This is a genomic window from Nostoc sp. (assembly GCF_036917615.1).
In the GTDB taxonomy this organism is placed as follows: domain Bacteria; phylum Cyanobacteriota; class Cyanobacteriia; order Cyanobacteriales; family Nostocaceae; genus Nostoc.
Map to the genome: position 1 here is coordinate 60,532 of NZ_JBALCZ010000031.1, position 26,988 is coordinate 87,519.

The following is a 26,988-nucleotide window of genomic DNA, read 5'->3' on the forward strand; positions in this document are numbered from 1 at the left end:
AGCATTAACCCTTGAAGAAGGCATGGAGGCTTTTAGACGTATTCTGGTTTGTAGCACAATGCCTCAGGTAGTTGTATCGAGTAGTGATTTTAATCACCTAATTAATCAGAATTTGATCAACCTGAAAGATACTCTCGATTCCTTAGAAGAACAATTTAGTAGGGTTAGTCGAGCCAAACCAACTCACAAGCGCCCTAACCTGAAAAATGCTTATGTTGCTCCACATAACGAGATTGAATGGACTCTGGTTGACATCTGGCAAGAAACATTTGGTATTGAACAAGTGGGCATTTACGATAACTTTTTTGAGTTAGGAGGAGATTCTTTACTTGTCACAATTCTCCTTTCTCGGCTGCGCAAAACTTTCAAGATAGAACTGCCTTATAAAAGCTTCTTCGACGAACCCACTGTGGCTAAACTGGCTGAGGTTATTGCACAAATACTGGCTGAGCAGACAGATCAAGAACAGCAGACTCAGATGCTAGCAGAAATCGAGAAACTCTCGGAGGAGGAAGCACAAACAATACTTCTCTTGGAAGAGCAATTGATTGAGCCAGGAGATGAAAATGAGTGACCTTTCTCAGCAGATTGCCAATCTTTCCCCAAAGAAACGCGAGCTTTTTCTGCAAAGGCTTAACAAAAAAAAGGGTGATGTCTTCTCACAAAAACAAATCAAGTTCCAAAGTCGAAAGTCCAACTGTTTTCCCATGTCCTTTGCCCAACAAAGGCTGTGGTTTGTAGACCAACTGCAGCCTGGTAACTCTGCCTATCACATACCCATTGCTTTACGTATCACAGGTTTGCTCAACATAGCTGCACTCTTGCAAACCCTTAATGAAATCGTGCGGCGTCACGAAGTTTTACGAACTAGTTTCGCAACAGTCGAGGGACAACTTGTCCAGCTAATTACTCCCACCTTAAGTTTGACCTTGCCTATCATCAATTTGCAAGAGTTACCTGAGGTTGAGCGAGAGGCTGAAGTCCGCAAGTTAGTTATGCAAGAAATACAGCAACCCTTCAATTTGAACCAAGTTCCATTACTGCGAACCACTTTACTGCAGCTAAGTAAAGTAGAACATATTGTGATATTTACAATGCACCACATTGTCTCAGATGCTTGGTCATTGGGGGTACTCATTCAAGAATTTGTAGACTTATATAAAGCTTTCTTTAGAGGTGAGCTATCGCCACTTCCCGATCTACAAATTCAGTATGCAGACTTCGCTGTATGGCAAAGACAGTGGCTACAAGGGGAAAAATTAAAGACTCAGCTTTCTTACTGGAAGCGTCAGCTTGAGGGCGCTCCAACTGTGTTGCAATTGCCATTAGACCGTCCTAGGCCACAAGTCCAAAGTTCACGGGGTGCGCTGCAAACTCTGACTATATCTCAGAATTTAACTAAAGCCCTTAATTTTCTGAGTCGTCAGGAGGGGGTTACTCTATACATAACACTATTAGCAGCATTCAACTTATTGCTCTACTATTACACTGGACAGGATGATATCTTAGTAGGCTCACCAATAGCTAATCGTAATCGAGCCGAAACCGAAAGACTAATTGGCTTTTTTGTCAATACTCTTGTGATGCGTACAAATCTATCTGGTAATCCGAGTTTTCGAGAGTTACTGGGACGGGTACGAGAAATAGCTTTGGAAGCATATGCACATCAAGATCTTCCATTTGAGAAGCTAGTGGAGTCGTTACAGTTAGAGCGAAACCTAAGTTATAATCCACTGTTCCAGGTATGGTTCGTTCTGCAAAATGTCACTGTACAAACTTTGGAACTCCCCAACCTAAAAATATTTCCTCTGCAGATTGACAACAGGACAGCCAGACATGATTTAAAGGTCGATTTGACAGAAACTCATGAGGAAATTAGAGGTTCCTTTGAGTATAGAACAGATTTGTTTAATGCCACTATCATTGCTCGGATGACACAACTTTTTGAATTACTGTTACGCACGGTTACTGAACAGCCTGATACTAAAATGAACAATATAAAACAGATATTAATGGAAGTAGACAAGCAACAACAGAACATCACCGAAACAGAATTGAAAACGTCTCTGCATCAGAAGCTACAAAGTGGTAGGCGGAGAACTTCTAGTAATATTTCCCGTGTACAAGCAAATCATCAAGACAATTGATTCAATATTTAGAATCAAAAAATTGCAGCACCATATAGGGAAAAATCAGTGGATTACAAGCCAGCCTTATAAAAGTAGAATGGAGCTAGGAATATGCAAGAGCTAACTGTAGAAGGTTTTCGGCTTTCACTTCAGCAAAAGCGTGTATGGTCGCAACAAACTGATGGACAACAGCCTTATCGCACCCAGTTTGTTACTTTAATTAAAGGAAATCTTGATATAAAAGTCTTAGAGTCTGCCTTACAATATGTTATCAGCAGACATGAGATCCTACGTACTACATTTCATGCATTGCCAGGGATGACAATCCCTCTTCAATTTATTAATAATAACGCCATACCAATCGTTGATTTTTATGATGTCAAGGGGTTAAATCCACAGAGCCAGAAAATAAAAGTTGAGGAAATTTATCATGAGTTAAATCACTTAGATTTCGATTTTGAGCATAGTTCACTCTTACATATCTCCCTAGTTTTTCTTTCAGAATATTCCTATATTTTGCTTCTTTGCTTACCAGCTATGATTGCAGATGCAGTAACTATTAAGAATCTATTGCGCGAAATTAGTCGTTCTTATTCAGCTTGCTTGCATAATCAAGAAATTTCTGATGAACCCTTTCAGTATGTCGATTTTACTGAATGGCAAAATGATATCTTTGCAAGAGAAGAAGATAGAAATATCGGGAAAGAATATTGGCTAAAACAAGACTATTCTGCCCTTGGTAATTTCAAACTCCCCTTTGAAAAATGCTTATCAAAAAAATCGGAATTCAATCCTCAAATTTTCACTTTAACAATTTTCCCTGCTTTGGTAGAGAAAATAGAAGCTTTGGCACAGCAGTATGATACTACTACTTCCGTAGTCCTTCTGACTTGCTGGCAGATTTTGCTTTGGCGGCTCACTGGACAGTCAGAGGTTATGATTGGCATGGGCAGTGATGGTAGGAATTATGCAGAGTTAGAGGAAACACTAGGGCTTTTTGCAAAATACTTACCCGTGTATTGTTATTTACATGAAGATGATCAATTCTGTGAAACCTTAAAACAGACTACAGAATCATCGCGTAATGCCTTGAAATGGCAAGAGTTTTTTCGCTATGAGGACATTATTGAGTCAAAAATAAATGATGAAAAATCATTATTCTACTCACTGTGTTTCGATTTTGAAGAACAACCTATCAATTATTTCACTAATGATTTATCATTTTCTATTCAAAAGCAGTATATATGTTTTGAACCGTTCCAGATTAAACTTTCGGGTGTTCGTCAAGATAATTCTATAATTACCGAATTTCACTACAACTCTAACTCATTTTTTCAAGAAGATATAGAGCGTTTAGCAAACCAATTCCATAGGTTGTTAGAGAGTGTTATTCATTATCCAGAAGCGGCGATCGCAAAGCTAGAAATCCTTAACGAGCGCCAACGTCAGCAACTTCTAATTGAATTCAATCAAACCCACATCAATTATCCGCAAGATCAGTTAATTTACCATTTGTTTGAAACCCAAGCAGATACTATACAAAATGATGTTGCTGTTGTCTTTGAAGACCAACAAATCACCTATGGCGAACTCAACGCCAAAGCCAACAAACTTGCTCATTATCTGAGACGATTGGGGGTAGGCCCAGAAATCTTGGTAGGATTGTTTGTAGAGCGATCGCCCCAACTGATAGTAGGACTTCTCGGCATTCTGAAAGCTGGTGGTGCGTACCTACCCCTAGATCCAGCTTTACCACCAGAGGGTTTAGCTTTCAGGCTAGAGGATGCCCAAGTAGGGATAGTATTAACTCAACAGTCATTGGTTGATATGCTTCCTGAACATAAAGCACGGGTAGTATTATTAGATACTGAGTGGTCAGCGATCGCAACGGAGAGCGACGAAAATATTACCAGCGATGTGAAGCCTGAAAACTTAGCTTATGTGCTGTTCACTTCTGGTTCTACAGGTAAGCCCAAGGGAGTTGCTATTGAGCATCAACAACTGTTTAACTATGTAAATGCGATCACACAGAAACTAAACCTTGAAGTCTGTCGCAGCTTTGCTAACGTTTCCACTTTTGCCGCAGATTTGGGAAACACAACGATTTTTCCTTCTTTGTGTACAGGTGCGTGTCTCCACATCATCTCACAACAACGGGCTTCTGACCCTGATGCCCTTGCAGATTATTTTCGTCGTTATCCCATAGACTGTCTAAAAATTGTTCCTTCTCATCTTGCTGCTTTATTGACATCTTCTCACCCGAAAGATATCTTACCTCGCCAGCGATTGATTCTTGGTGGCGAAGCTTGTAGTTGGAAATTGATTTCGCAGTTGCAGCAATTAGCAACAGAATGTTTGATTTTCAATCACTATGGGCCGACAGAAGCCACAGTAGGGGTGTTAACTTATCAAATCCAGCTTCATGAAACAGGTCAAAATTCACAAACAGTTCCTATTGGTCGCCCCCTTTCCAATACACAAATATATCTGTTAGATTCTCATTTCCAACCAGTACCAGTTGGCGTAACTGGTGAGATATACATTGGTGGTGCAGGGTTGGCTAGGGGCTATCTCAATCATCCCGAACTGACAACAGAAAAGTTTATTTCTAATCCCTTTCAAACGAGCAGGGGAGTCAAAGAAGACCAATACTCAAATTCGGAACGACTTTACAAAACTGGCGACCTTGGTCGCTATCAACCAGACGGAAATCTTGAGTTTATTGGACGGATTGATCATCAAGTAAAAGTTCGCGGTTTCCGTATCGAGCTAGGAGAAATTGAAACCTTATTAGGTCAACATCCCACAGTTGATAAAACTGTAGTTTTGGCACGGGAAGATCAATCGGGCAATAAGCGTTTGGTGGCTTATGTTGTACTCCAGTCAGAAATAGCTCTTAATACAACTCAACTACGCGAATTTCTCCAGGCAAAACTGCCTGAGTACATGATACCTTCAGTCTTTGTGCGGCTGAAAGCTTTGCCGTTAACTGCTAATGGCAAAGTTGACCGTCAAGCATTGCCAGCACCTGATATCAGTAGGCTGGAATGGGAAGGAAATGTTGTGGCACCTCGTACAAGCGTAGAAAAAAAGCTGGCTCAACTCTGGAGTCAAATTCTGGGACTACAGCAAGTAGGAATCTACGATAACTTTTTTGAATTAGGAGGCGATTCTATCCTCAGTATGCAGGTTATTGCTAAAGCCAAGCAGGTAGGTTTACATCTGACACCCAAACAAATATTTGAACACCAGACTATTGCCAACTTAGCAGCAGTAGCTCAGACAAACATAGTCATTCAAGCAGAGCAAGGATTAGTTACTGGTGAAACTCCTCTGACTCCGATTCAGGAATGGTTTTTTGAACAAAATCAGCCGGAACTACACCATTGGAACCAAGAAATTTTGTTAGAAGTTCGGCAAGCTCTCGACCCAGTTCTATTGGAGCAAGCTATAGAGCAATTACTCAAACATCATGATGCTCTGAGGATGCGATTTGTTTGTCAGGAATTTGCTTGGGAGCAGTTTAACGCTGATTCTTGTCTTGAGATACCTTTTAGTCATGTCGATTTATCATCGTTTTCACCAGACAAGCAAGAGTCTGCTTTCGATGCAGTCGTTAGTGAACTACAATCTAGTCTAAATATTTTGCAAGGACAACTTGTAAAAATAACCCTATTTGATTTGGGTGCTAACAAATCGATGCGCCTGCTACTAATTATTCACCATTTAGTTGTTGATGGCGTTTCCTGGCGAATTTTGTTAGAAGATTTACAAACAGCTTATGAACATCTCAAGCGGAAGGAGGCAATTCAGTTACCATCTAAAACTACCTCATTCCGACAGTGGGCGCAAAAATTGCAAGAGTATGCATTTTCTACCCAATTACACTCAGAATTAGAATACTGGTTGGCTGAATCCCGTCGCCAAATCTCACCAATACCAGTAGACTTTGCTGAAGGCGTAAATAATAACACAGTCGCTGGAGCTACTACTGTATCTGTAGCCTTGAGTGTGGAAGAAACTCAAGCACTGTTACAGGATGTACCCGCAGCTTATCAAACCCAAATTAACGATGTCTTGCTGACAGCACTTGTACAAGCATATAAACAGTGGACAGGCTCTAGTTTTTTACTAGTTGATTTAGAAGGTCATGGAAGAGAAGAAATTTCCGATGATGTAGACCTTTCACGCACTGTAGGTTGGTTTACTACCATATTCCCAGTGTTGTTGCACTTAAAAGCAAGCGATAATCCTGGTGAAGCTTTGCAGGCGGTCAAACAACAACTGCAAACCATACCAAATCGGGGTCTTGGTTATGGTGTCCTCCGCTATCTCTGCAAAGACACGAAAATTATTGAACAACTGCAAACTCGGCCGTCAGCAGAGATGAGATTCAACTATTTGGGTCAATCTGACCAAGTGCTTGCGGAATCACCACTATTTGCTACAGCCTTACAAACAAAAGGGACTTCCCGCAGCTTACGGGGAAAGCGCAGTTATTTACTAGATATCAATGGAATTGTTGTTGGTAAGAAACTACAACTAGATTGGACTTACAGCCAAGGTGTGCATAGCCGTGAAACAATTGAGGCGATCGCTAAGAGTTTTGTAGAAGCATTGCGATCGCTCATTACCCACTGTCAGTCTTTCAAAGCCAAAATTGACACGACAAGTACCAGCGAAATTTTGGAAACACTGATTGCTGATACTGCTTTAGACCCTAAAATCTCCTGCGATGTCTACGACGGGCTACGCCTACGCACCTTGTTAAATTATGTAACTGAGCCAACTAAAATTTTCTTAACTGGCGCAACAGGCTTTGTCGGAGCTTTTTTACTTGATGAACTTTTGCGACAGACTCAAGCGGATATTTATTGCTTGGTGCGTTCAACGGATGCTGAGTCGGGTAAACAAAGACTGCAAAAGCACCTTGAATCCTATTTGCTTTGGAATGAATCTTTTAGCGATCGGATCATTCCAGTAGTAGGAGATTTATCTCAGCCGCTTCTAGGACTTTCTGATCAGCAGTTTCAATTAATCGCCAGCCAAATTGATTTGATCTATCACAATGGTGCAACAATTAATTTGATTTATCCTTACTCTGTTCTGAAAGCAGCGAATGTTTTAGGAACTCAAGAAGTTTTGTGGTTAGCTAGTCAAAACAAACTTAAACCAGTGCATTATATTTCCACCCTTAGTGTTTTGTCTTCAGACAATCCTGGAAAAGAAGGAGTACCTTATGGTGGCTATGCTCAAACTAAATGGGTCGCAGAACAATTAATTATAGCTGCACGTGAGAGGGGAATTCCTACTAGTATTTACAGATTAGGACGAGTATCAGGACATAGCAAAACCGGGGTTTGTAATCCTAGCGATCGTTTGTATAGAATGATTAAAGGCTTCATCCAGCTTGGCTCTGTTCCAGACATGGAAACAACTATAGATATGACTCCTGTAGACTTTGTTAGCCAAGCCATTGTTTCTCTAGCTCATCAGAAAAAATCACTGGGTAAAGTTTTTCATATCTACAATCCTCAACCAAGTAGTTTGACTGAGCTTTTAAACTGGATTCGCTCCTTCGGCTACCCTCTTCAAAAAATTGTAGATAACCAGTGGCAAACAGAGATGCTGAATAACCCAGAGGATTTTATAGATAACCCATTATATACTCTGATCCCTTTTTTCCAGGGTCAACAATCTGAGGATACCAGTGAAACAGAGTCTTTAAAACAATTCGATTTTCATCTGCAAAATACTCTTGATGAACTTGCAAGTACATCGATTACATGCCCACCCATAGATGCAGAGTTGCTAAATACTTACTTTTCTTACCTGATTCAAAGTAGTTTTCTGAATCCCCCACAACTAAGTGATATTATCACATAGCTAAAAAAGGGTAAATTTCTCAATCTAACTCTCTTAAAGTTTTAGCATGTTTTGATTCATTTAAATAGCATTATGATATCTAAATCTAACATCAAAATACATCAAAACCAGCATTTAGAAATGCTGATTGCGCGATATAACGAACGAACAAAAACGTCAAAAAAACTCACACAAACCTATCGCCAATTTTTGGCTGATCCACGAGTACAAAATGGGTTTAACTTGACTACAAAAGAAATGTGTTATCCCATTATTGGCAAAAGCTCTAAGGGTTCTAAAATATGGGATATTGATGGGAACCAATATGTAGATTTTATGATGGGGCTGGGAGTAAATCTCTTCGGTCACAATCCGCCCTTTATCAAAGAAGCTCTAGAAGAACAACTGGAAAAAGGTATACAATTAGGCCCACAATCAGAGTATGTGGGCGAGGTTGCTGAGATGATTTCTTCCTTGACGGGGATGGAGCGAGTTGCCTTTGCTAATTCCGGCACAGAAGCAGTTATGACGGCAATACGTTTGGCCAGAACATTAACAGGCCGCAATAAAATTGCGTTATTTTCAGGTTCTTATCACGGTCATTTTGATGGAACGTTAGCAAAAGCAAAGATAGTAGATGGAAATTCACAGGTAGTACCAATTGCTCCAGGAATACCATCAAATTTTATTGAAGATGTTTTGGTTTTAGATTATGGAAATCCTCAGTCTTTAGAGGTAATAAAAGCGCATGAAAATCAACTTGCAGGCGTCTTAGTTGAACCTGTACAAAGCAATATGCTCCACTTACAACCCAAAGCTTTTATTCAGCAACTTAGGCATTTAACAACAGCATCAGGGATAGCGTTAATTTTTGATGAAATGATTACTGGTTTTCGCATTCATCCAGGCGGCGCACAGGCGTGGTTTGACGTTGAAGCTGACTTAGCAACCTATGGAAAAATTGTCGGTGGTGGGATGCCGATTGGCATCATTGCAGGTAAAGCTATTTATATGAATGGAATTGACGGAGGTGTATGGAATTATGGAGATTCATCTTGTCCAGAAGCTAAAACAACATTTGTTGCTGGTACTTTTTGTAAGCATCCCTTAGCAATTGCAGCCGCACGAGCTGTACTGAAGTACATCAAAGCTCAGGGAGCAGGTCTTCAGCAGGAGTTAAATCAACGTACATTGCAATTTGTGGAAGCTTTAAATACTTACTTTGAAAAAGACGAAGTACCCTTCCGGCTAACAAATTTTGCTTCCTTATTTGGGCCTGACTATACGAAAATATCGGAGTTTTCTCAGGGATTAAGTCTCTTGCCTTATCATCTACTTGACAGGGGAATCATCCTGCGTGGTTCTGGTGGTTACTTATCTACAGCCCACTCAGATGAAGACCTCGATTACATGATTAATGCTATTAAAGATAGCATTAAGGAACTTCGAGAAGGTGGCTTTTTAGGTAGTGAATCTGATAAATATACCAAAACATGAAAATAATTTTACTTCAGCACTGTTGGGTGACAGTTAATCAATAGAATTTGCCTGAATTTTGGAACATTTAACTATAAAGAGGAAAGAAAGATGTCTTTAACAACTCATTATTCCGACTATGATATTTTTGCGCGGATATATAACGAACGATGGGGACAAGAACTGAGCGAATTTGCACTACGTCCTTTAGAAAAGCTGCTGTTACCTCATTTGAGCAAAGGATCACATATTTTTGATATTGGTTGTGGTACAGGACAGTTAGCACAACAATTGGTAATCAGAGGATATCAAGTTACCGGACTAGATGGTTCTCAGGCTATGTTGGACTATGCTCGCAAAAATGCTCCAAATGCTCAATTCATTTTAGGTGATGCACGCTTCTTTGAATTTCCATCAACCTTCGATGCGATCATTTCGACATCTGCTGCTTTAAACCATGTCATAAGTATAGACGAATTGATTAGCGTTTTTCGCAATGTTTATACAGCACTACTGCCAAAGGGACACTTTGTGTTTGATATGAATTTAGACGAACGGTATCAGTCTAATCTTTGGAACGGTGCTATACAAGGTAATATAACCGACGAGTATGCTTGGGCTATTCGACAATCTTATGCTCCAGAAGAAAAAATAGGCAAAAGTGAAACAACTACATTTCAACTTTTAAACGGAGCTTGGCAGCGTTCAGATGTAACGTGGTTAGTACAAGGTTATTCTAAATCTGAAGTTATATCTGCTTTAGAAAAGGTAGGTTTTACTGAAGTGAATATTTATGATGCAGAACATGATTTTGCTATAACTGGTAAGGCTGGTAATGCCTACTTTATTTGTCACAAATCCTAGAGTGGACACTGCCACCAGCATCAAAATTGAGGATAGAACAATAGGAGATGACGGTTATTTATCTACTACTCATACCAATGAAGATATTGGTTACGTAATTCAGGCAGTAAAAGAAAGTATTGGTGAACTTCGAGAGGCAGGTTTTTTGCCTAATTATTCTAATAAATTAGGACTTACGTATTGACAAGATGGGCAAGATATGAAGTAAACCACAAAAGGAAAATTTTCAGGCGATCGTTAAGAACTGGAGTTTAGACTACTTTTCAGACATCGTGTGAATTTAGATTGATGAAAAAGGTTTAACCCAACGCAGTTGAATAGCTATATTAAGAGCAATCGCAGCGATTCCAAACCACAATACACTTTCAAAAGCCAACACCAAAAAAGGCCAAATTGTGCTATTATAATTCCACCCAAGTTCTATCTGAGTTAACCCCCGCACCAAGCCAAAGGCCAGCACACCACCAGCTTTGAGTTGAGGATTTTTATCCGAGCGGATGATATAGCGGTAGGTGACACCAAATAGCAAACCAGTAAAAGTCGCAACTGCACCACTCACCCACAAGTGCCAATTAACATCACTTTGCAGACTTATGAGTGTCTGAAAATACTTTGCCAGTACTAAAGTATTCAACAGACTAGCGATCGCGAAGGTAGAAAATAGGGAAAAACCTCCAACTATTCCAGCCTTGAGAGATTCTAGGCGTTCCGCCATTAATTGAGGATCTAAAGTTGCGTTCATTCTATATAGAAATTAGGGGTTGGCTATTAGGAAAATTCTTCCCCAGTCTCCAATATGATAAATGCTAGAGCAGTTTTGTAATTAATTAAATGCTGTTTTCATGTGGGAATTTTGATGATAAACTCGGTTCCCATACCTGGTTGAGAATTCACATCTAATACACCTTTGTGTTTATCTACAACTATTTCATAGGCTATCGATAAGCCAAGTCCAGTGCCTTTCCCAACGGTTTTTGTGGTAAACAACGGCTCAAACAAGCGTTTTTTAAGCCGTTCAGGAATACCAATCCCATTGTCAGCAATCCGAATTACAACCAATTGTTCAGAATCTATTTCTGTTGCAACTTGAATCTGAGGAATTAGATTGCTCATTTTGCCTTGCGTTATAGCTTCATCAAGGGCATCAATTGCGTTTGCCAGAATGTTCATAAATACTTGATTCATCTGCCCAATATAGCAGTTTACCTCTGGTAATACTCCATAAGTTTTAATAACTTGAATGCCGGGACGATCGCCATTAGCCTTGATCCGGTGTTGCAAAATCATTAGCGTACTATCTAGTCCTTGGTGTAAATCAGCAGATATTTTGGCATCCCGATCCGAGCGACAGAAGTTGCGGAGTGAATTAGAAAGGTTCCGAATTCTTTCACTTCCTAGCTGGAGTGAGTTCAATATTTTTGCCATATCTTCGAGAACGAAGTTTAAATCCAAGTCCTCAATAGCAGTGGTAATTTTGGCTGTTGGGTTTGGATACTCTTGTTCATACAGTAGGAGCAAGTCGGTTACTGCTGCAATGTATGCTTGCAAGGGTGAAATATTGCTGGAAATAAAGTTGATGGGGTTGTTGATTTCATGTCCAATACCAGCAATTAACTCTCCGAGTGTTGATAGTTTCTCTTGCTGCACCAGCTTAACTTGGGCTTTTTGCAAAGCCTTGGTGCGATCGCTGACTTGTTGTTCCAAAGATTCAGTCAATTGTTTGAGTTGTAAATGCACGCGCACTCTAGCAATGACTTCCTCTTGTGCAAACGGTTTGGGTATATAGTCTACTGCACCAAGGGAAAATCCCTTAGTTTTGCTCTCCGTATCCGCTAAGGCAGTGGTAAAAATAATTGGAATGTTTTGGGTAACAGGATTGGCTTTGAGGCGACAACAAGTTTCAAATCCGTCAATACCCGGCATTTGTACATCCAGTAAAATCAACTCTGGTTGATTGCGTTCGGCTTGGGCGATCGCACTTTCTCCATCGACAGCAACACGGAAACGAAAACCTTCACTATTGAGCGCTTCACACAGGACAGATAAATTTGTCGGATTATCATCCACAATCAAAATAAAACCGTTATTTGGGGTTTTGCTCATGATGGATTTAAAAGTTAAATTTAACTCCAATTAATTGAGGGATTGTTGAATAAAATTTTCCAAACGTTTGAGTTGGAAATTACTAGCAAGCTGGACGATTTGCTGGGCGAAAGCGCTTAAATGCTGATCAGCTACAGAAAGTTGCTGAGTTATTTCTAAAATTCTTTGAATATCCCCGTCTTGTACCAGTTCGAGTAACTGTTGTAAAACCTCTTTGGCAGGAGAAATCATCTCATTTGGTTGCTCCAAACCACCTGGATAGGTTTTTTTGATTGCGTCTACCTTCCCGTCAAAAATCCATTCTAGTTGCAAAAATTGTCGTAGCATTTCCAGCAGCGTTTCCGCTTCTACAGGTTTTGGGAGAAATACATCTGCACCGACATCAATACTCTTGTGCTGGTCGATTGCAAACACACTCGCTGAGGAAGCGATGATCGCAGTCTCTCGAAATTGCCCAGACTCACGCAAACGATTTATCAACTCAAATCCATCCAATATAGGCATCACTAGGTCAGTGATAATCAAGTCTGGTTTGTGGGCGAGAGCCTGTTCCCATCCTTCCTCGCCCTGAGTAGCTTCTACAACAGTAAACCCAACTGGCTCTAGTAAATTTACAATTACTGATCGATTTTCCCATCTGTCATCCGCAATCAAAATGGTGCGCCTTTGTCCTTGATAACCAATAATGGTTCCCTGCTCAACCACTCTAGAAACCTTTGCCCAGTCTTTAGATTCTGGCAATTTTGCTTCAAACCAAAAATTGCTACCTTTGCCAAATTCACTTTCCACCTGAATTTGACCACCGATCAACAAAACAATTTTTTGGCTGATTGCTAATCCCAAGCCTGTACCTTCAGATTGTCGTTTTTGATTTCCCACTTGCTCAAACGGCTGGAAGATTTTCTCGGCTTGTTCAGGGATTATACCCGTGCCGGTATCTATTACTTGAAAACGGATTTTGTAGTTAATCTGTCCATTGGCATTTGATTCTTGACCAATGACCTGAACTTTGAAGGTGACACTGCCTTGATGAGTAAATTTAATCGCATTACCAAGCAAGTTAATCAGTACTTGCCGCAAGCGTTTTTCATCAGCATGAATGCCCGTTGGCAAATCAGGATCGAGTTCGACGTGAAATGCGATCACCTTTTGTTCTGCCCGGATGCGGCAAATTTCAGTCACGCTATCTATAAAGGCAGGCAAGTAGAAATCAACAGGATGCAATTCTAGTTTGCGGGCTTCTATCTTAGAGAGATCCAGAATATCATTAATTAGAGTTAGTAAATGGGAACCACATTGATAAATAATGCCAACTCCTTTGCGTCCTTTCTCACTTAAAGATTCTGTGCGTTGGAGGATTTGTGTAAAGCCCAGGATGCCGTTGAGGGGTGTGCGTAATTCATGACTCATATTGGCGAGAAATTCACTCTTGGCTTGGCTGGAGTTTTGAGCGACTTCTTGTGCAAGGCGTAGTTCTTTCTCAATGCGTTTGCGCTCTACAATTTCACTTGAAAGCGCTCGATTGATAGCTTCTAACTGGGCAGGGCTGGGTAGTGTCAGAGCTTGAGGCATGAGATAGAATAACGCAAATGCCGTATATATCGAAATAATGGCAGTTAAAGCTTTTAAAGCACCTGCAATCCAATAGTCTGGATGCCAAAGCGTCCAAATTTCCATCAAGTGTCCAGTACCGCAGACAATGATAAAAGCACCAAATAACAGAAAGACTCCATTGAAAGGAACGTCTTTGCGCTTGGAAATAAAGTAAATTAGCAAGAAGGGAATAGAATAATAGGCAAAAGCGATCGTGGCATCAGAAATAATGTGGAGCCAAACTAATCCAGTTTGCCAGAGATAACAATGTCCGTGGGGAATAAAACCGTTAGAGTGGAAAGGATAGTTGAAAAATGTCGGCATAATACTAGGGGTTGCTGGATTTGAAATATATACCAATAACCTTAGTATTCCCAAACCATCAAGTGGAAAAGCGCTACTTTTTTATATTAGTTTTTATTATTACGTAAAGGACTAGGGTATCAAGAAAAGATGGTGTCTGGTTTGAGGCAGCGACGCCCGTCGTAGACATCGCCCACAAAACTACAATCTCATTGATAAAAAAATCTCAGCCTGCCCTTTACCAGTATGATAAATATTAGAAACCTTTTGTAATTATTTGAAAACTAACTATGGAGATTTTGACACTAGGTTGGGTATCACTGTTAGTTGTGTTCACTTGGTCAATTGCAATGGTAGTCTGGGGACGTAACGGACTGTAGAGGCATGGTGGAAAGTCCATTATTGAGTATTTTGGCTTTATTTGCTGTAGTGCTGCTCGTAGTAGTCACTGGTGGTATTGGTTATTTAACCCTGGCAGATTGGCGCGATCGCCGCCGTCGAGATGAAGAGAAACGCACCACCCGCAGCGCCACTCCCAAACGGCGATAATTCGCTTGTGGTTGAAAAATGTTTTTTTGTAGGGACACGATAATATCGTGTCCCTACACTGTTTTTTCTGGCATTTAAAGGAAATAACTGTTACCTTTGCGATCGCTACGGGAATCATAAGATAGAAGACTTTCAATATTTTAAGTCCCACTGGGAATGGAAAACTCCTCTACTATTCAACCCATACAACCAAATTCAGAACAGCAAGAATCTCATTCAGATATGACATTCTCCCTGCATCAGAATGAGCAACAAAAAGCCTTGTCTGGAGTTATTGCCCGCATTCGCGAGTCTCTAGACATAGACGCTATCTTCAAAATTACAGTCACTGAAGTACGTCAGCTTCTGAAAACCGATCGGGTTAGTGTGTTTCGTTTTTATCCCGAATTGGGATGGGAAGGGGAATTTATCTATGAAGATGTGGGAGCAGAATGGGGTTCGGCACTAGCAGCCAAACTGCGCGACCACTGCTTTGCTGCGGAGTTTGCAGGACTATATCAGCAAGGTCGGATTAAAGCAATGGCTGATATATATCAAGCTAGTGTCAGTGATTGTCACCTCCAGATGCTAGAAAGATTTCAAGTACGTGCCAATATAGCTGCCCCCTTGATCAAAGGTAAAGATTTATGGGGATTGCTGTGTATTCATCAGTGTAGTAGTCCTCGCGAATGGGAAGCATTAGAAATTGAGTTTGTGCAATTAATCGCCGAACATCTGGCAGTTGGCTTGCAGCAAGCAGATTACCTGGAACAAGTAAAACTACAATCGGCACAACTAGCACAAGCAAAAGCTAGAGAAAAAGCAGCTCAATGGCAGAAAACCATAGCCATAACCATTGAGAAAATTCGTCAATTTCTAGACTTGAAAAGCATTTTCCACACAAGCACCGCAGAACTTAGGCAGCTGCTAAATGCTGATCGCGTGGCTATTTATCGCTTCAATCCTGACTGGAGTGGTGAATTCGTGTTTGAATCAGTGGCAGAGGGTTGGATCTCCCTCATGGAGCAGCAATTGCAGCGCCCGGAATTGAAAGAAAACGTCAGCGAATGTAGCACCAAAGATTTAGCTAAACCCCCAGTTGCTGATACCTACTTACAAGATACAGAGGGTGGTAGCTTCAGTCAGTGTGAAGTTTACCGGATTTGTAATGATATTTACAGTGCAGGCTTTAGCGACTGCTACATTAAAATCTTAGAAATATATCAAGCAAGAGCTTATGTGATCATTGCCATTTACCACGGTCAGAAGCTGTGGGGCATGTTAGCAGTATACCAGAACGCCCAAACCCGTGATTGGCAAAAAGATGAAGTTTACTTGCTTACCCAAGTGGGCACCCAACTAGGTGTGGCTTTGCAGCAAGCGGAATTTATCCAACAAATGCAGATCCAAGCAGCAGAGATCAGCAAAGCTGCTGAAAGGCAAAGGGCGTTGGCGAACACCGTAGAAAAAATTCGTCAGTCACTTGAAATTGAAGCTATTTTTAAAACCACTACTCAAGAAGTCCGTCGCCTATTAGAAGTGGAACGAGTCGCAATTTATCGCTTCTATCCTGATTGGAGTGGCGAATTTGTCGCTGATTCCATTGTTGATGGCTGGACACCAATGGTTAAGCCGCAGCCTCTGACACAAGGCGTTCTTGTGCAAGGAAAGCAAGCGGGTAAGTATGCACGTAATGAAGTTTTTGTCCCAATTTCTCAGGGCGAAAAGCTGTGGGGATTGCTAGTAGCTTATCAAAACTCCCAGCCCCGTTATTGGCAAGATGAGGACATCAACTTGCTAGCACAAGTTGGCGTTCAATTGGGGGTAGCATTACAGCAAGCTGAGTCCTTGAAACAGGTGCAGGTGCAAGCCCAACAACTAGCTAAAGCCGCCGAACGAGAACGGAAAGCAGCCGAAAGGGAGAAGGCCTTAGCCGCAACGGTGGAGAAAATTCGCCAGTCTCTTGATATTGACACCATCTTTGCCACCAGTACAGAAGAAGTCCGCCGGTTATTGGAAGTTGATCGAGTGACAATCTATCGATTCGGGACTGATTGGAGTGGCGAATTTGTTGCTGAGTCTTTAGCCCAAGCTTGGACACCAGTAAGGGAAATTGTACCTGCAATGTCTACCACGGGCTACGCCTACGCAGATGATTACTTACAAGAAACCCAAGGCGGAGATTTTATTAATAATAAAAGTATTGTCATTAAAGATATTTACAGCGCCAATTATTCTATCTGTCATATTGCCCTGCTTGAGCTAATGGAGGCTAGGGCATATATGATTGTGCCGATTTTTCAGGGTGAAAAACTTTGGGGATTATTAGCAGCTTATCAAAATATCAAACCCCGTGATTGGCAAGAGGATGAGGTAGATTTGCTGATGCAGATTGGTACTCAGTTAGGGGTAGGACTTCAGCAAGCGGAATTACTCGAACAGACTCAACGTCAAAAAGAAGAACTCACCCAGACTCTTAAAGAATTACAGCACACTCAGAGCCAGTTAATTCAAAGTGAAAAAATGGCAGGCTTAGGGCAGTTAGTTGCTGGTGTATCACATGAAATTAACAACCCGATTAGTTTCATTGACGGTAACATCACTTATGTTACTGAACATGCGGAAAATTTATTTAAAATACTGCGCCTCTATCAGAAACAGTATCCTAAGGCAACAGGAGAAATTCAAAAGCAAGCAGCAGCACTGGATTTAGATTTCATTAGTGATGACTTGCCCAAAATTCTTACTTCAATGAAGATGGGAGCAGATCGGATCTCTCGATTAGTCTTGTCATTACGAACTTTTTCTCGACTTGCCGAAGTAGGAATGAAGCCTGTTGACCTTCATGAAGGCATCGACAGTACTTTGCTAATTTTACAACATCGGCTGCAATCACAGACTAATTCTTTTGCTATTGAGGTAGTTAAGCAATATGGTGAATTGCCCTCATTAGTCTGCTATCCTGCTCAGATAAATCAAGTGTTTATGAATATTCTCAACAATGCGATCGATGCACTGGAAAACTCACAGAAAGCTGGAAAAATAATTGACAATCCTAAAATTTGGATTCGTACAGAAGTCATAGAAGGGAATACTATTCTGATTTGGATTGCTGACAATGGTTGTGGGATTTCAGAGATGATGCGATCGCGCATTTTTGAACCTTTCTTTACCACCAAACAACCTGGACAAGGTACTGGTTTGGGTTTATCTATTAGTTACCAAATTATTGTGGAAAAACACGGCGGTAATATCAAGTGTGTTTCTGAACCTGGTAACGGCTGTGAATTCTGGATAGAAATTCCGATGAAACGGTGAGTTAGCTAGAAGAACTCCAAGCCCAACACAGCACTGTCAGACGACGATAATTTTTTTATATTTCGTTTAAAGGTAGAAATATTTATTAGCACTTTTACACCTATGCTACAATCAGCCCCTAGCTTTGAGAACAGCTACTCTGTAGGAAAGCTTACAGAAAAAGTGAATACTACTTGTTTTTGGGCTTTCACTAAAGGTCTGAAAGGTTTGATTCCTATTAATATACATAATTATAGATTTATATAGTGCGTAAGTCTTACCTAAGAATGAGGGAAATCCCGCAGAGTCTTTATAAACTGATATCTGTACATTTACTTAATTTTGTTACGGAAATTACACCATGAGTTCTCAACAAAAATCCAATAGTAAACAAGGAGAGACTGCTGCCAAGAAAGAAAGCCCAGCAGCTAAAAAAGCTGATAAAGCTGATAACTTGGATTTAGATTCACTTCTTTCTGCACTTGAAGGAGACTTGACTGCTCTTGATAGTGAAACTGCTACTAGCTTAATCGACGATTGGTATACTTATTTACACAAAGCTAAAGAGCCAGAAATCAAAGAAATTGCCGATAACCTCAAGCAACTCAAGCAACTGGTGAAAAGTGGTAAGGCCACTGGTCATGAAATTGGTGAAGTGCTAACTGAAATTGGTGAGCAAGCAGGTAATGTTGCTTCTGATACTGATAATGAACTAAAAACTCTGTTACAGAAGTTGGGTAAGCAACTTCGCAATATAGGTGTTTCACTAGGTAAGGCGGAAGACCGCGAACAGATTGAACACATAGAATCAGTAATAGAAACGCTTGAAGGAGACTTGACTAAAATTGAACCGGAGGCGGCGCAAGGTGCAATTGATACGTGGTACACCTTATTGCATAAATCTGAAAACGAGAATCTCCAAGAAGTTGCTAATGGACTTAAAGAACTTAAGCAACTCTTGAAGCGCAAAACCGCTAAAGGCACTGGCTTTGCTGAGGTGCTGACGAAACTGGGTGAACAAACTCAACAAGTTGCAACTGAAGCCCCAAGGGGATTTAAAGGGCCAATTCAAAGATTGGGTAAGCTTCTAAGTAAAGCTGGCAAGTCATTGGATTAATTTTAAAGTCAGTTTAATTACCAATAATAAAAGCACCTCATTTCACTTTGGCTGAGGCTAATGTGGAGTGGGGTATTTTGTATAATCACATCACTACGTTTTTGCGTCTTACAACTGGTTTTTCTCAGTTACCAAATTATTTATTAACGAACCACAAACAGACTAAGACACAAAGGAAGAAGAGGCGATCGCATGGTGAAGATTTGGCGATCGCTTTTTTAACGAACCGCAGAGGGCATAGAAGAGGCGATCACACGGTAGAGTTTTGCAGGCGATCGCTTTTTTAACGAACCGCAGAGGACACAGAGGGCACAGAAGAAGGAGAGAAGAGGCGATCGCACTGTGCAGAATTTTGCAGGCGATCGCTCTTTTTAACCAACCACAGAGGCGTAGAGGACACAGAGGAAGAAAAGAGCGATCGCACAATGGAGATTTTGCAGGCGATCGCTTTCTTATCTCACCGCAAAGACGCATAGGAAGAAAAGAGCGATCGCACTGTGGAGATTTTGCAGGCGATCGCTTTTTTTAACGAACCACAGAGGCACAAAGAACATAGAGTCAGAAGAGAAGAGGCGATTGCTTTTTTATAATTTAGTAACATAAATATGTAATGCTAAGAGAAAATTTAATTTATTTGAATAAAATATTCTGCCAATGATAAAATATATGAAGATGAATTTGCTATATACATTGATGATTCTGGAAGTCCAAAGCCTGATCCCAAAGACCAATATCCCTTCTTTGCTATGGGTGGCGTTTTAATCAAAAGGAAGGATGAGCAAATAATTAAACAATTAGTATCAGAGTTTAAAAGTCGCTGGTTTATTCCTCAAGAAAAACCCTTGCACGGTAATGAAATACGATCTCGCAAAAAAGGCTTTGCTTGGTTAGGTAAGCTTCAAAAACCAGAGCAAGATAGATTTTTGGAAGACTTGACACTTACTATTATTAGTTGTCCAATAATTGTTCATGCCTGCGTAGTGTCTCGTCAAGGATATCTCAATCGTTATCTTGAAAAGTATGGTGAGCAAACCTGGGAGATGATGAGAAGTGCATTCTCTATTGTAGTTGAACGTAGTGCCAAGTATGCTGGGATGAATAATGGTAGTTTAATGGTTTATTTTGAAGCCGCAGGAAGAAACGAAGATACTTTACTTAAGCAATACTTTCATGATTTAAGAGCAAAAGGACATCCTTTTAATGCTAATAGATCGGATAAATATTCACCTTTATCTGCTGAATATTTATCAAACACACTACGTGGAATAGACAGTAAAATGAAGGCAAACGCAATTATGCAGATTGCTGATTTATGTTTGTATCCCATCGTTCGTAGCAAAGACAATCCCGATAACCAAGCATTTTTGTCTCTCAAGAATGCTAATCTACTTGTCAATTGTCGCTTGACACAGAATCAGATTAATACATTAGGAATTAAGTACTATTGCTTTGACAACCCCTAAAAACAACAAAACCGCCTTGTTAGCGGTTTGTGATGCGGCAGTCAGACGACTACCCCTAGGCTGTGCCTAATCACTATAATATCTTCTAACTTGCTAATTGTCAACTCAGAATCACTTAATGGAAATTTGGAGGTGCGATCGCCTTTTTTAACGAATCGCCAAGACGCACAGTAAGAAGAGGCGATCGCTTCTTGTTTTAAAGTTGAATTAGGTACTTGGATTTCTGCTTATTGCTACTACAAGAAGAACTGCCACTGGATAAAATCATTGTATTGGCATAGTGTCATTTCATACCCTTTGACTAATTCTTGGCTTCTTCTTTGAGTTTCTTGTTCTAGTTTTTGTGTTGGTGTAGCTAGATTAGCCAAATAGTGAGTAAGATGAACCAAATAGTGACTTGTGTGGTTGATTCATTCTTTTTTTTGTATATAATGCTGCTAATTGCATAGAATGCCGTGTCATTTCATATTGGTGCAGTTTTCTTTCATCCTCTTCGGCTAATTGTTTGCTTCTTCTTTGAGTTTCTTGTTCTAGTTTTTGTGTTAGTGTAGCTGGATTAGATGAGCCAAATAGTGACTTGTGTGGTTGATTCATTCTTGCTCCTGTATATAATGCTGCTAAGTAAATAGGATTGTTACTCATTTAATAAAAAACCTCTTGTAGTAAATCGTAAGACTTTTATTATAGAAATTTTATATAGAAGAATTACGGTATTAAGATTACTTTTGAGTAAAAAACTTGCCCTAGGAATATAACACCCCCAAGGCAAGCAAACTCTCTAATTCTTTTCTTACTTCGCGCTCTCTGCGCCTCTGCGGTTCGTTAAAGTTGCTTCACTTCAGAAACCAACTTCGCCACCATATCCTTAGCACTACCAAAAAGCATCGTAGTTTTATCCTTGTAGAACAACTCATTTTCTACACCAGCAAAACCTGTACTCATCCCGCGCTTAATTACAATCGTCTGCTTCGCCCGATCAACTTCCAAAATCGGCATACCATAAATCGGGCTATTTGTATCACTCCGCGCCGCCGGATTTACCACGTCGTTTGCCCCAATTACTAAAGCCACATCCGCTTGCTCAAACTGGGGATTAATATCTTCCATGTCGTACAACTGCGTATAAGGCACATTTGCCTCCGCCAGCAACACATTCATATGCCCTGGCATTCTCCCAGCAACGGGGTGAATGGCATACTTGACATCAACGCCCATTTTTTCTAACTGATCTGACAATTCCCGGACGCTATGTTGCGCTTGGGCAACTGCCATCCCATAACCAGGCACAATTACCACAGAACGGGCATAACCCAACATCATCGCCCCTTCTTCGGGATCGATACTACGGACGCTTTGATCAGTTGCACCACCACTAGCAGCAGCACCACCAGAAGTAGATCCTGTCCCAAAAGCGCTGAACAGCACACTAAATAAGGAACGGTTCATCGCCTTACACATAATCTCGGTGAGGATTAAGCCAGATGCTCCCACCAAAGCCCCAGCGATGATTAACATATTGTTCATCACCACAAACCCCGCCGCCGCCGCCGCCACACCTGACAACGAGTTTAACAGCGAGATTACCACTGGCATATCGCCGCCACCAATGGGGATAACGAACATCACGCCCAACACCAATGAAACGCCAACCACTCCCAAGAATATGGGTAAGCTATCTGGTGTAATGATTAAATAGACACTGCCGACTACATAAGCAGCCAGAAGCAAGAGATTAAATGGTTGCTGGAAAGGAAATGTAATCGGGGAACCGCTGATTAAACCTTGCAATTTGGCAAAGGCTAGAAAACTACCTGTGAAGGTAATACCACCGATTAACACATCCAAAAGTATGGAAATGTTGACATCTAGGGGTATCGGCTGAGAACTATCTAACAACCGCCAAAATTCGGCAACAGCTACTAGTGCCGAAGCAGCACCACCCAAGCCGTTGAGTAAACCCACCATTTGGGGCATTTCGGTCATTTGGACTTTGTAGGCTACGATCGCACCAATTCCCGATCCAATCGCCAAGCCCAACAATATCATCTCGTAGTTCAACACATGCTGATCCAGCATTGTCGCTGCGATCGCCAGCAGCATTCCCACAGACGCGACGAGATTACCGTTCCTCGCTGTAGCAGGTGATCCCAGCTTTTTCAAACCGAGAATGAATAACGATGCAGCGACTAAGTACGTCAGCTGAATGCCAGTTGGTAAAAAGTCGCTCACGCCTTAATCTCCTTCTTCTTGAACATTTGCAACATTCTGTCTGTAACTAAAAAACCACCCACAACGTTGACTGTTGCCAATACCACAGCAATCAAACCAAGAATTACTGATACATTCGTCTCTCTGGCACCAGCAGCAACTATTGCTCCAAGTACCGCAATCCCAGAAATCGCGTTTGAGCCTGACATTAAGGGCGTGTGTAAAGTCGGTGGTATTTTGTTGATGACTTCAAAGCCGATAAAAGATGCCAAAACAAATACAAACAAAGCAGCAAGTAATGCCTCTGTCATGAAATCAAAACTCCTTATGGTAATTTGGCTACTAACCTGCTCCAACGCCGCTCAATGCTTGTAGCGCATCCCGCACTCGTTGATTGCGAATTTCACCAGCGTGGGTAACGCAAGCTGCATCAACAATGTCGTCGCTAAAGTCAACCTGCAAAGCTTTGTCTTTAATTAGCAGTTGCATCAACGAAGTTACGTTCTTGGCATACAATTGGCTGGCGTGAATTGGCATCGATGATGGGAGATTGATGGGGCCGATAATTGTGACGCCGTTCCACACAATATCTTTACCGGGTTCGGTGCAGGCGCAGTTACCACCCTGATCAGCAGCCAAATCCACAATCACTGAACCTGGTTTCATTTGTGCCACCATTTCTTCTGTAACCAGCCGTGGTGCTTGTCTCCCAGGAACTTGGGCGGTGGTAATTACCACATCAGAATTTTTGACGTGTTCGGCGACAACTTCTTGGGTACGTTGTTTGCTAGCCTCAGAAATTTCCTTGGCGTAACCGCCAGCAGCGACGGTTTCTTCGTCTAATTTGACTTCAACGAATTTTGCCCCTAAGCTTTGCACCTCTTCTTTGACGGCGGGACGGATATCAAAGGCTTCTACCACTGCTCCCAAACGTCTAGCGGTGGCGATCGCTTGCAATCCGGCTACACCAGCGCCCATAATAAATACTTTCGCTGGAGCGATCGTACCTGCGGCTGTGGTTAACATCGGGAAATATTTCGGTAATGCAGCTGCGGCAATTAATACTGCCTTGTAACCTGCTAGTGAAGCTTGCGAGGATAAAGCATCCATACTTTGCGCCCTGGTAGTACGGGGAATCATTTCCATACTCAAGGCTGTGACTTTCCGATTTGCTAGTTGCTGTGCTACAACAGGATTTCCCAAAGGATTCAGGAAACTGACTAATACAGCCCCTTCTTTTAATAAGTCAATTTCTGAGCGTCCATCTTCTCGCTCTTGCGGGGGGCTGACTTTCAGCAGAATATCTGTTTCGCCCCATAATTTGGCAGTATCGCTGATTATTGTGGCTCCTGCTGCTTCATAGTCAGTATCGTTGAAAAAAGCTCGCTCTCCTGCACCTGTTTCCACCCAGACTTCCAAACCTTGTTTTATCAATCGAGCAACGGTGTCAGGAATTAATGCCACACGACGTTCACAAACTTCAATTTCTTTAGCAACTGCTATTCTCATGAAATCTCCTGAAGATAAATACCTAATCTGTGCCAGCGATTGTCTAGATGAGGGATATCCCGCACTCTATAGTACTTAAGCAGGAACATCAGCTATGACTTTTACTTGTAGATTGAACCTTGAAACTTTCCTCTCCCACTCTTAGCTGTCCAGGCAAAGCCTGACTTTGCCGCTCGCAGATGTCATATTTTCAGATAGTTGCAAACAGGGTTACGTATTGCACATCCTAGATTGATTCCCAAATTTTGCATCTTTATCTTCAGCTTATTTTCGGGATTGAGAAATTTTGGTATTCCTTTCTTATAGAGTAATATTGACCCAATTTTGAAAGCTTTATAATTTCCAAATCAAATTTTAATGATTACGACTTTGATTCAACTCATTTTAATCAATTTAGCCCAAGTTAACTGGCGATCGCTGATGGCACGCCTCAATTTTTATCATAAAATTCTCAAAATTCGATACAATTATACATATTTAGAAACACAATCCCATCCCAACTGTGTTTCTATCTAGTTAAAATTTGACCAACCTAGTCATCAAATCAGTACTCTGTAAGGGGAATGAAGTAAATTGATTATTATATGTCAAATTTAATAACTAAGTAATTTTACTGTCACCCAAATATCAGGGGGAATGGCACTTTTTGTTGTAACTGAACGTCAATTGTCAGGAAGTGAGTAGTAAACTTTAGTAACGAATACTAACACACGGTTATTTAGATAACAGATTTATATTTTGGTAGAGGAAGCCCAATTATGCGACGTTTACTTTCCGCTTTAGCCGTGACGAGCTGTTTAGTGACTGGATTTCCAGCCCTGACTTGGGCACAAAGCTTACCTGGATTTACGCTGTTTAGCGGCGTCAAACAAGAAAATCAACTGCCCTTTAGGTTAGATTTTGGTGGACAAGCTAATGGTTGGGATCGATACATATTGAGGATTCCAGCCAAAAGAATGAAATTGGCAGTTGGTCAATTTGCCATTACCTACCCTGATTATTACAAAGGAACTTTTGACCAGAAAGAAATTGAAGTCCGAGTCAAAGGCAAAGCAGTTCCGCTTTCTGAGGTGAAGTGGGACAAAGAAGGTAAGCTGATTAATATTTTTCCCCAAGAGCCGGTGCCAGCAGGTAGCGCAGTTGAGGTAGTCTTATCTAACGTGAAAAACCCAGCCTTCGGCGGAGTTTACTATTTTAACTGTCAAGTGCTCTCTCCTGGCGATGTGCCACTACTGCGCTATATGGGAACATGGATTTTGAGCATCACTTAAGTCTGGGGAGTGGGGAGTAAGAATTTTAGATTTTAGATTTTGGATTAAAGAATTGAAATTTAATCCAATCATACGCTCGATAGCCTAGCGTAAAGCCTTCTCTTCTCCTTTAAAGACGCTAACGCGAACGAGAGGCTTGTCTGCGACACGCTGTTCGCGTTCGCCAACGGCATGGCTTTACGCTACGCTATCGTCAATCCAAAATCCAAAATTGAATTGCCTAATCCCCAATCTACTAATAAAGTGATACAATTAGAGATTGTGAGTTTTTATAAAAATCACCTAAGAGGAGAACAGTATGAAAAGAACACTGGGCGGCACTAGCCGTAAGAGAAAAAGAACCTCTGGTTTTCGCGCCAGAATGCGGACACCAGATGGCAGAAATGTGATTAGCGCTAGGAGAAAAAAGGGACGTCACCGTCTGAGCGTTTAGAGTAGATCAAGCTAAAAGAGCATCTGTGGCTTTGCCCAAAGCAAATCGGCTAAAATCCCGCAAGGATTTCCAGGCAGTTTTCCGGGAAGGGATTCGGCGTCATGGCTCTTATTTAACATTGAGAGCCTTAAAGCCGTTATGTTCAACAAAACCTTCTTTGTCCACTGCTACCCAGACTACACAAGTAACTGACTCAGGATATCTTGCCAGCACACGGATTGGCATTTCCATAAGCACAAAAGTCAGCAAAAGGGCGGTAGTTCGCAACCGAATCAAACGGCAAATTACTGCTGCTTTGCACAACTTGCTGCCCAAACTATCACCAGGATGGCGGCTAGTGTTCATTGTGAAACCCACAGCAGCAGAATCTAAGTGCGTAAGCCCACAATTTCTGCAAGAATTAGAGCAGTTGTTGGCACAAGCTGAGGTGTTAGATGGGAATTCGTGAAGATGTATATTATGAAGGTGGCCCCCATATTGGGGATTTAATTATCAACCTGCTGATTGGGCTAACTATTGTAGGGATACCATTAACAGTTGGGGCAATTGTCAGGGCATTGTGGCTGCGTTTCCGTATTACCGATCGCCGAATTACCGTGACGGGAGGTTGGCAGGGGCGCGATCGCACTGACATAATTTACTCAGAAATTGTCAAAATCGTTAAAGTGCCCCGTGGCATTGGTTTGTGGGGAGATATGGCGCTAACCCTAAGAAACGGCAGTCGTCTGGAATTGCGTGCAATTCCCAAATTTCGGGAAGTCTATGACTACATCAACGAAAGAATTGCTGCAAAAAATCCCGAATATAGCGCCGCTGCTAACAAGTGATG

The 26,988-nt window shown here is 41.3% G+C and carries 25 protein-coding genes; 16 read left to right on the plus strand and 9 right to left on the minus strand.

The features are described 5' to 3' along the window. The first annotated feature begins 58 nt into the window (after positions 1-58). The 6 genes from V7K85_RS36490 (at position 59) to V7K85_RS11545 (ending at position 10,518) form a co-directional block, all read left to right on the plus strand. A complete protein-coding gene (locus V7K85_RS36490) occupies positions 59-574 on the plus strand; it encodes a phosphopantetheine-binding protein (protein ID WP_442940578.1) in 516 nt (171 codons plus the stop codon). Continuing rightward, positions 567-2,147: a condensation domain-containing protein gene (locus V7K85_RS11525; RefSeq protein WP_334813686.1), complete on the plus strand. Its 1,581-nt coding sequence runs from the start codon at positions 567-569 to the stop codon at positions 2,145-2,147. The genes V7K85_RS36490 and V7K85_RS11525 overlap by 8 nt, the downstream gene beginning before the upstream one ends. 93 nt (positions 2,148-2,240) lie before the next feature. Then, the gene (locus tag V7K85_RS11530) at positions 2,241-8,015 is read left to right on the plus strand and encodes an amino acid adenylation domain-containing protein (protein WP_334813687.1); all 5,775 of its coding nucleotides are present in this window, start codon (positions 2,241-2,243) and stop codon (positions 8,013-8,015) included. Between the two features lie 72 nt (positions 8,016-8,087). Then, positions 8,088-9,491 carry an aspartate aminotransferase family protein gene (locus V7K85_RS11535; RefSeq protein ID WP_334813689.1) on the plus strand — a complete coding sequence of 468 codons (1,404 nt, stop codon included), beginning with the start codon at positions 8,088-8,090 and terminating at the stop codon, positions 9,489-9,491. Positions 9,492-9,581: 90 nt separating this feature from the next. Further along, a complete protein-coding gene (locus tag V7K85_RS11540) occupies positions 9,582-10,334 on the plus strand; it encodes a class I SAM-dependent methyltransferase (protein WP_334813691.1) in 753 nt (250 codons plus the stop codon). A 1-nt stretch (position 10,335) separates the two neighbouring features. Then, positions 10,336-10,518 carry a hypothetical protein gene (locus V7K85_RS11545; RefSeq protein WP_334813692.1) on the plus strand — a complete coding sequence of 61 codons (183 nt, stop codon included), beginning with the start codon at positions 10,336-10,338 and terminating at the stop codon, positions 10,516-10,518. Between the two features lie 96 nt (positions 10,519-10,614). On the opposite strand, the gene V7K85_RS11550 is transcribed toward V7K85_RS11545, so the two are convergent. The 3 genes from V7K85_RS11550 to V7K85_RS11560 all read right to left on the minus strand — a co-directional run bounded on the left by V7K85_RS11550 (position 10,615) and on the right by V7K85_RS11560 (position 14,354). Continuing rightward, entirely contained in the window at positions 10,615-11,076 is a 462-nt protein-coding gene (locus V7K85_RS11550) for a hypothetical protein (protein WP_334813694.1), read from the minus strand. Between the two features lie 98 nt (positions 11,077-11,174). Further along, complete coding sequence (locus tag V7K85_RS11555; RefSeq protein ID WP_334813696.1) at positions 11,175-12,437, minus strand: sensor histidine kinase; 1,263 nt, start codon at positions 12,435-12,437, stop codon at positions 11,175-11,177. A gap of 30 nt (positions 12,438-12,467) precedes the next feature. After that, complete coding sequence (locus V7K85_RS11560; RefSeq protein WP_334813698.1) at positions 12,468-14,354, minus strand: ATP-binding protein; 1,887 nt, start codon at positions 14,352-14,354, stop codon at positions 12,468-12,470. Positions 14,355-14,623: 269 nt separating this feature from the next. Here V7K85_RS11560 and petN point away from each other — a divergent pair, with 269 nt between their 5' ends. The 4 genes from petN (at position 14,624) to V7K85_RS11580 (ending at position 19,275) form a co-directional block, all read left to right on the plus strand. Beyond that, entirely contained in the window at positions 14,624-14,713 is a 90-nt protein-coding gene (petN, locus tag V7K85_RS11565) for a cytochrome b6-f complex subunit PetN (RefSeq protein ID WP_012408302.1), read from the plus strand. Positions 14,714-14,717: 4 nt separating this feature from the next. Next, the gene (locus tag V7K85_RS11570) at positions 14,718-14,882 is read left to right on the plus strand and encodes a hypothetical protein (RefSeq protein ID WP_334814022.1); all 165 of its coding nucleotides are present in this window, start codon (positions 14,718-14,720) and stop codon (positions 14,880-14,882) included. 156 nt (positions 14,883-15,038) lie between these two features. Further along, positions 15,039-18,179: a GAF domain-containing protein gene (locus V7K85_RS11575; protein ID WP_334813700.1), complete on the plus strand. Its 3,141-nt coding sequence runs from the start codon at positions 15,039-15,041 to the stop codon at positions 18,177-18,179. A 340-nt stretch (positions 18,180-18,519) separates the two neighbouring features. Next, positions 18,520-19,275, plus strand: a complete 756-nt coding sequence (locus tag V7K85_RS11580; protein ID WP_334813702.1) for a hypothetical protein — start codon at positions 18,520-18,522, stop codon at positions 19,273-19,275. Positions 19,276-19,437: 162 nt separating this feature from the next. On the opposite strand, the gene V7K85_RS11585 is transcribed toward V7K85_RS11580, so the two are convergent. Next, positions 19,438-19,749, minus strand: coding sequence for a hypothetical protein (locus tag V7K85_RS11585; protein ID WP_334813704.1), 312 nt, complete (start codon positions 19,747-19,749; stop codon positions 19,438-19,440). After that, the gene (locus V7K85_RS11590) at positions 19,733-19,876 is read right to left on the minus strand and encodes a hypothetical protein (protein ID WP_334813706.1); all 144 of its coding nucleotides are present in this window, start codon (positions 19,874-19,876) and stop codon (positions 19,733-19,735) included. Before V7K85_RS11590 ends, V7K85_RS11585 begins: the two co-directional genes overlap by 17 nt. Positions 19,877-19,964: 88 nt before the next feature. Here V7K85_RS11590 and V7K85_RS11595 point away from each other — a divergent pair, with 88 nt between their 5' ends. Further along, the gene (locus V7K85_RS11595) at positions 19,965-20,738 is read left to right on the plus strand and encodes a DUF3800 domain-containing protein (protein WP_334814014.1); all 774 of its coding nucleotides are present in this window, start codon (positions 19,965-19,967) and stop codon (positions 20,736-20,738) included. A gap of 360 nt (positions 20,739-21,098) precedes the next feature. Here V7K85_RS11595 and V7K85_RS11600 read toward each other — a convergent pair whose 3' ends face one another. The 4 genes from V7K85_RS11600 to V7K85_RS11615 all read right to left on the minus strand — a co-directional run bounded on the left by V7K85_RS11600 (position 21,099) and on the right by V7K85_RS11615 (position 24,455). After that, positions 21,099-21,380: a hypothetical protein gene (locus tag V7K85_RS11600; RefSeq protein WP_334813708.1), complete on the minus strand. Its 282-nt coding sequence runs from the start codon at positions 21,378-21,380 to the stop codon at positions 21,099-21,101. 180 nt (positions 21,381-21,560) lie between these two features. Then, positions 21,561-22,967, minus strand: coding sequence for an NAD(P)(+) transhydrogenase (Re/Si-specific) subunit beta (locus V7K85_RS11605; RefSeq protein WP_334813710.1), 1,407 nt, complete (start codon positions 22,965-22,967; stop codon positions 21,561-21,563). Beyond that, positions 22,964-23,257, minus strand: coding sequence for an NAD(P) transhydrogenase subunit alpha (locus V7K85_RS11610; RefSeq protein WP_229547018.1), 294 nt, complete (start codon positions 23,255-23,257; stop codon positions 22,964-22,966). Before V7K85_RS11610 ends, V7K85_RS11605 begins: the two co-directional genes overlap by 4 nt. A 31-nt stretch (positions 23,258-23,288) precedes the next feature. Next, the gene (locus tag V7K85_RS11615; protein ID WP_334813712.1) at positions 23,289-24,455 is read right to left on the minus strand and encodes a Re/Si-specific NAD(P)(+) transhydrogenase subunit alpha; all 1,167 of its coding nucleotides are present in this window, start codon (positions 24,453-24,455) and stop codon (positions 23,289-23,291) included. Positions 24,456-24,812: 357 nt separating this feature from the next. Between V7K85_RS11615 and V7K85_RS11620 the strand changes: the two genes are divergently transcribed. From V7K85_RS11620 to V7K85_RS11640, 5 genes are all read left to right on the plus strand, one after another. Continuing rightward, a complete protein-coding gene (locus tag V7K85_RS11620) occupies positions 24,813-24,971 on the plus strand; it encodes a hypothetical protein (RefSeq protein ID WP_334813714.1) in 159 nt (52 codons plus the stop codon). A 242-nt stretch (positions 24,972-25,213) separates the two neighbouring features. Next, on the plus strand, positions 25,214-25,726 hold the full coding sequence (locus tag V7K85_RS11625; RefSeq protein WP_334813716.1) for a DUF2808 domain-containing protein: 513 nt from the start codon (positions 25,214-25,216) through the stop codon (positions 25,724-25,726). Between the two features lie 298 nt (positions 25,727-26,024). After that, positions 26,025-26,159, plus strand: coding sequence for a 50S ribosomal protein L34 (gene rpmH, locus V7K85_RS11630; RefSeq protein ID WP_099102484.1), 135 nt, complete (start codon positions 26,025-26,027; stop codon positions 26,157-26,159). A 25-nt stretch (positions 26,160-26,184) separates the two neighbouring features. Next, positions 26,185-26,607, plus strand: a complete 423-nt coding sequence (gene rnpA, locus V7K85_RS11635; RefSeq protein WP_334813718.1) for a ribonuclease P protein component — start codon at positions 26,185-26,187, stop codon at positions 26,605-26,607. Continuing rightward, the gene (locus V7K85_RS11640) at positions 26,594-26,986 is read left to right on the plus strand and encodes a PH domain-containing protein (RefSeq protein ID WP_334813720.1); all 393 of its coding nucleotides are present in this window, start codon (positions 26,594-26,596) and stop codon (positions 26,984-26,986) included. Before rnpA ends, V7K85_RS11640 begins: the two co-directional genes overlap by 14 nt. Positions 26,987-26,988: the final 2 nt, after the last annotated feature.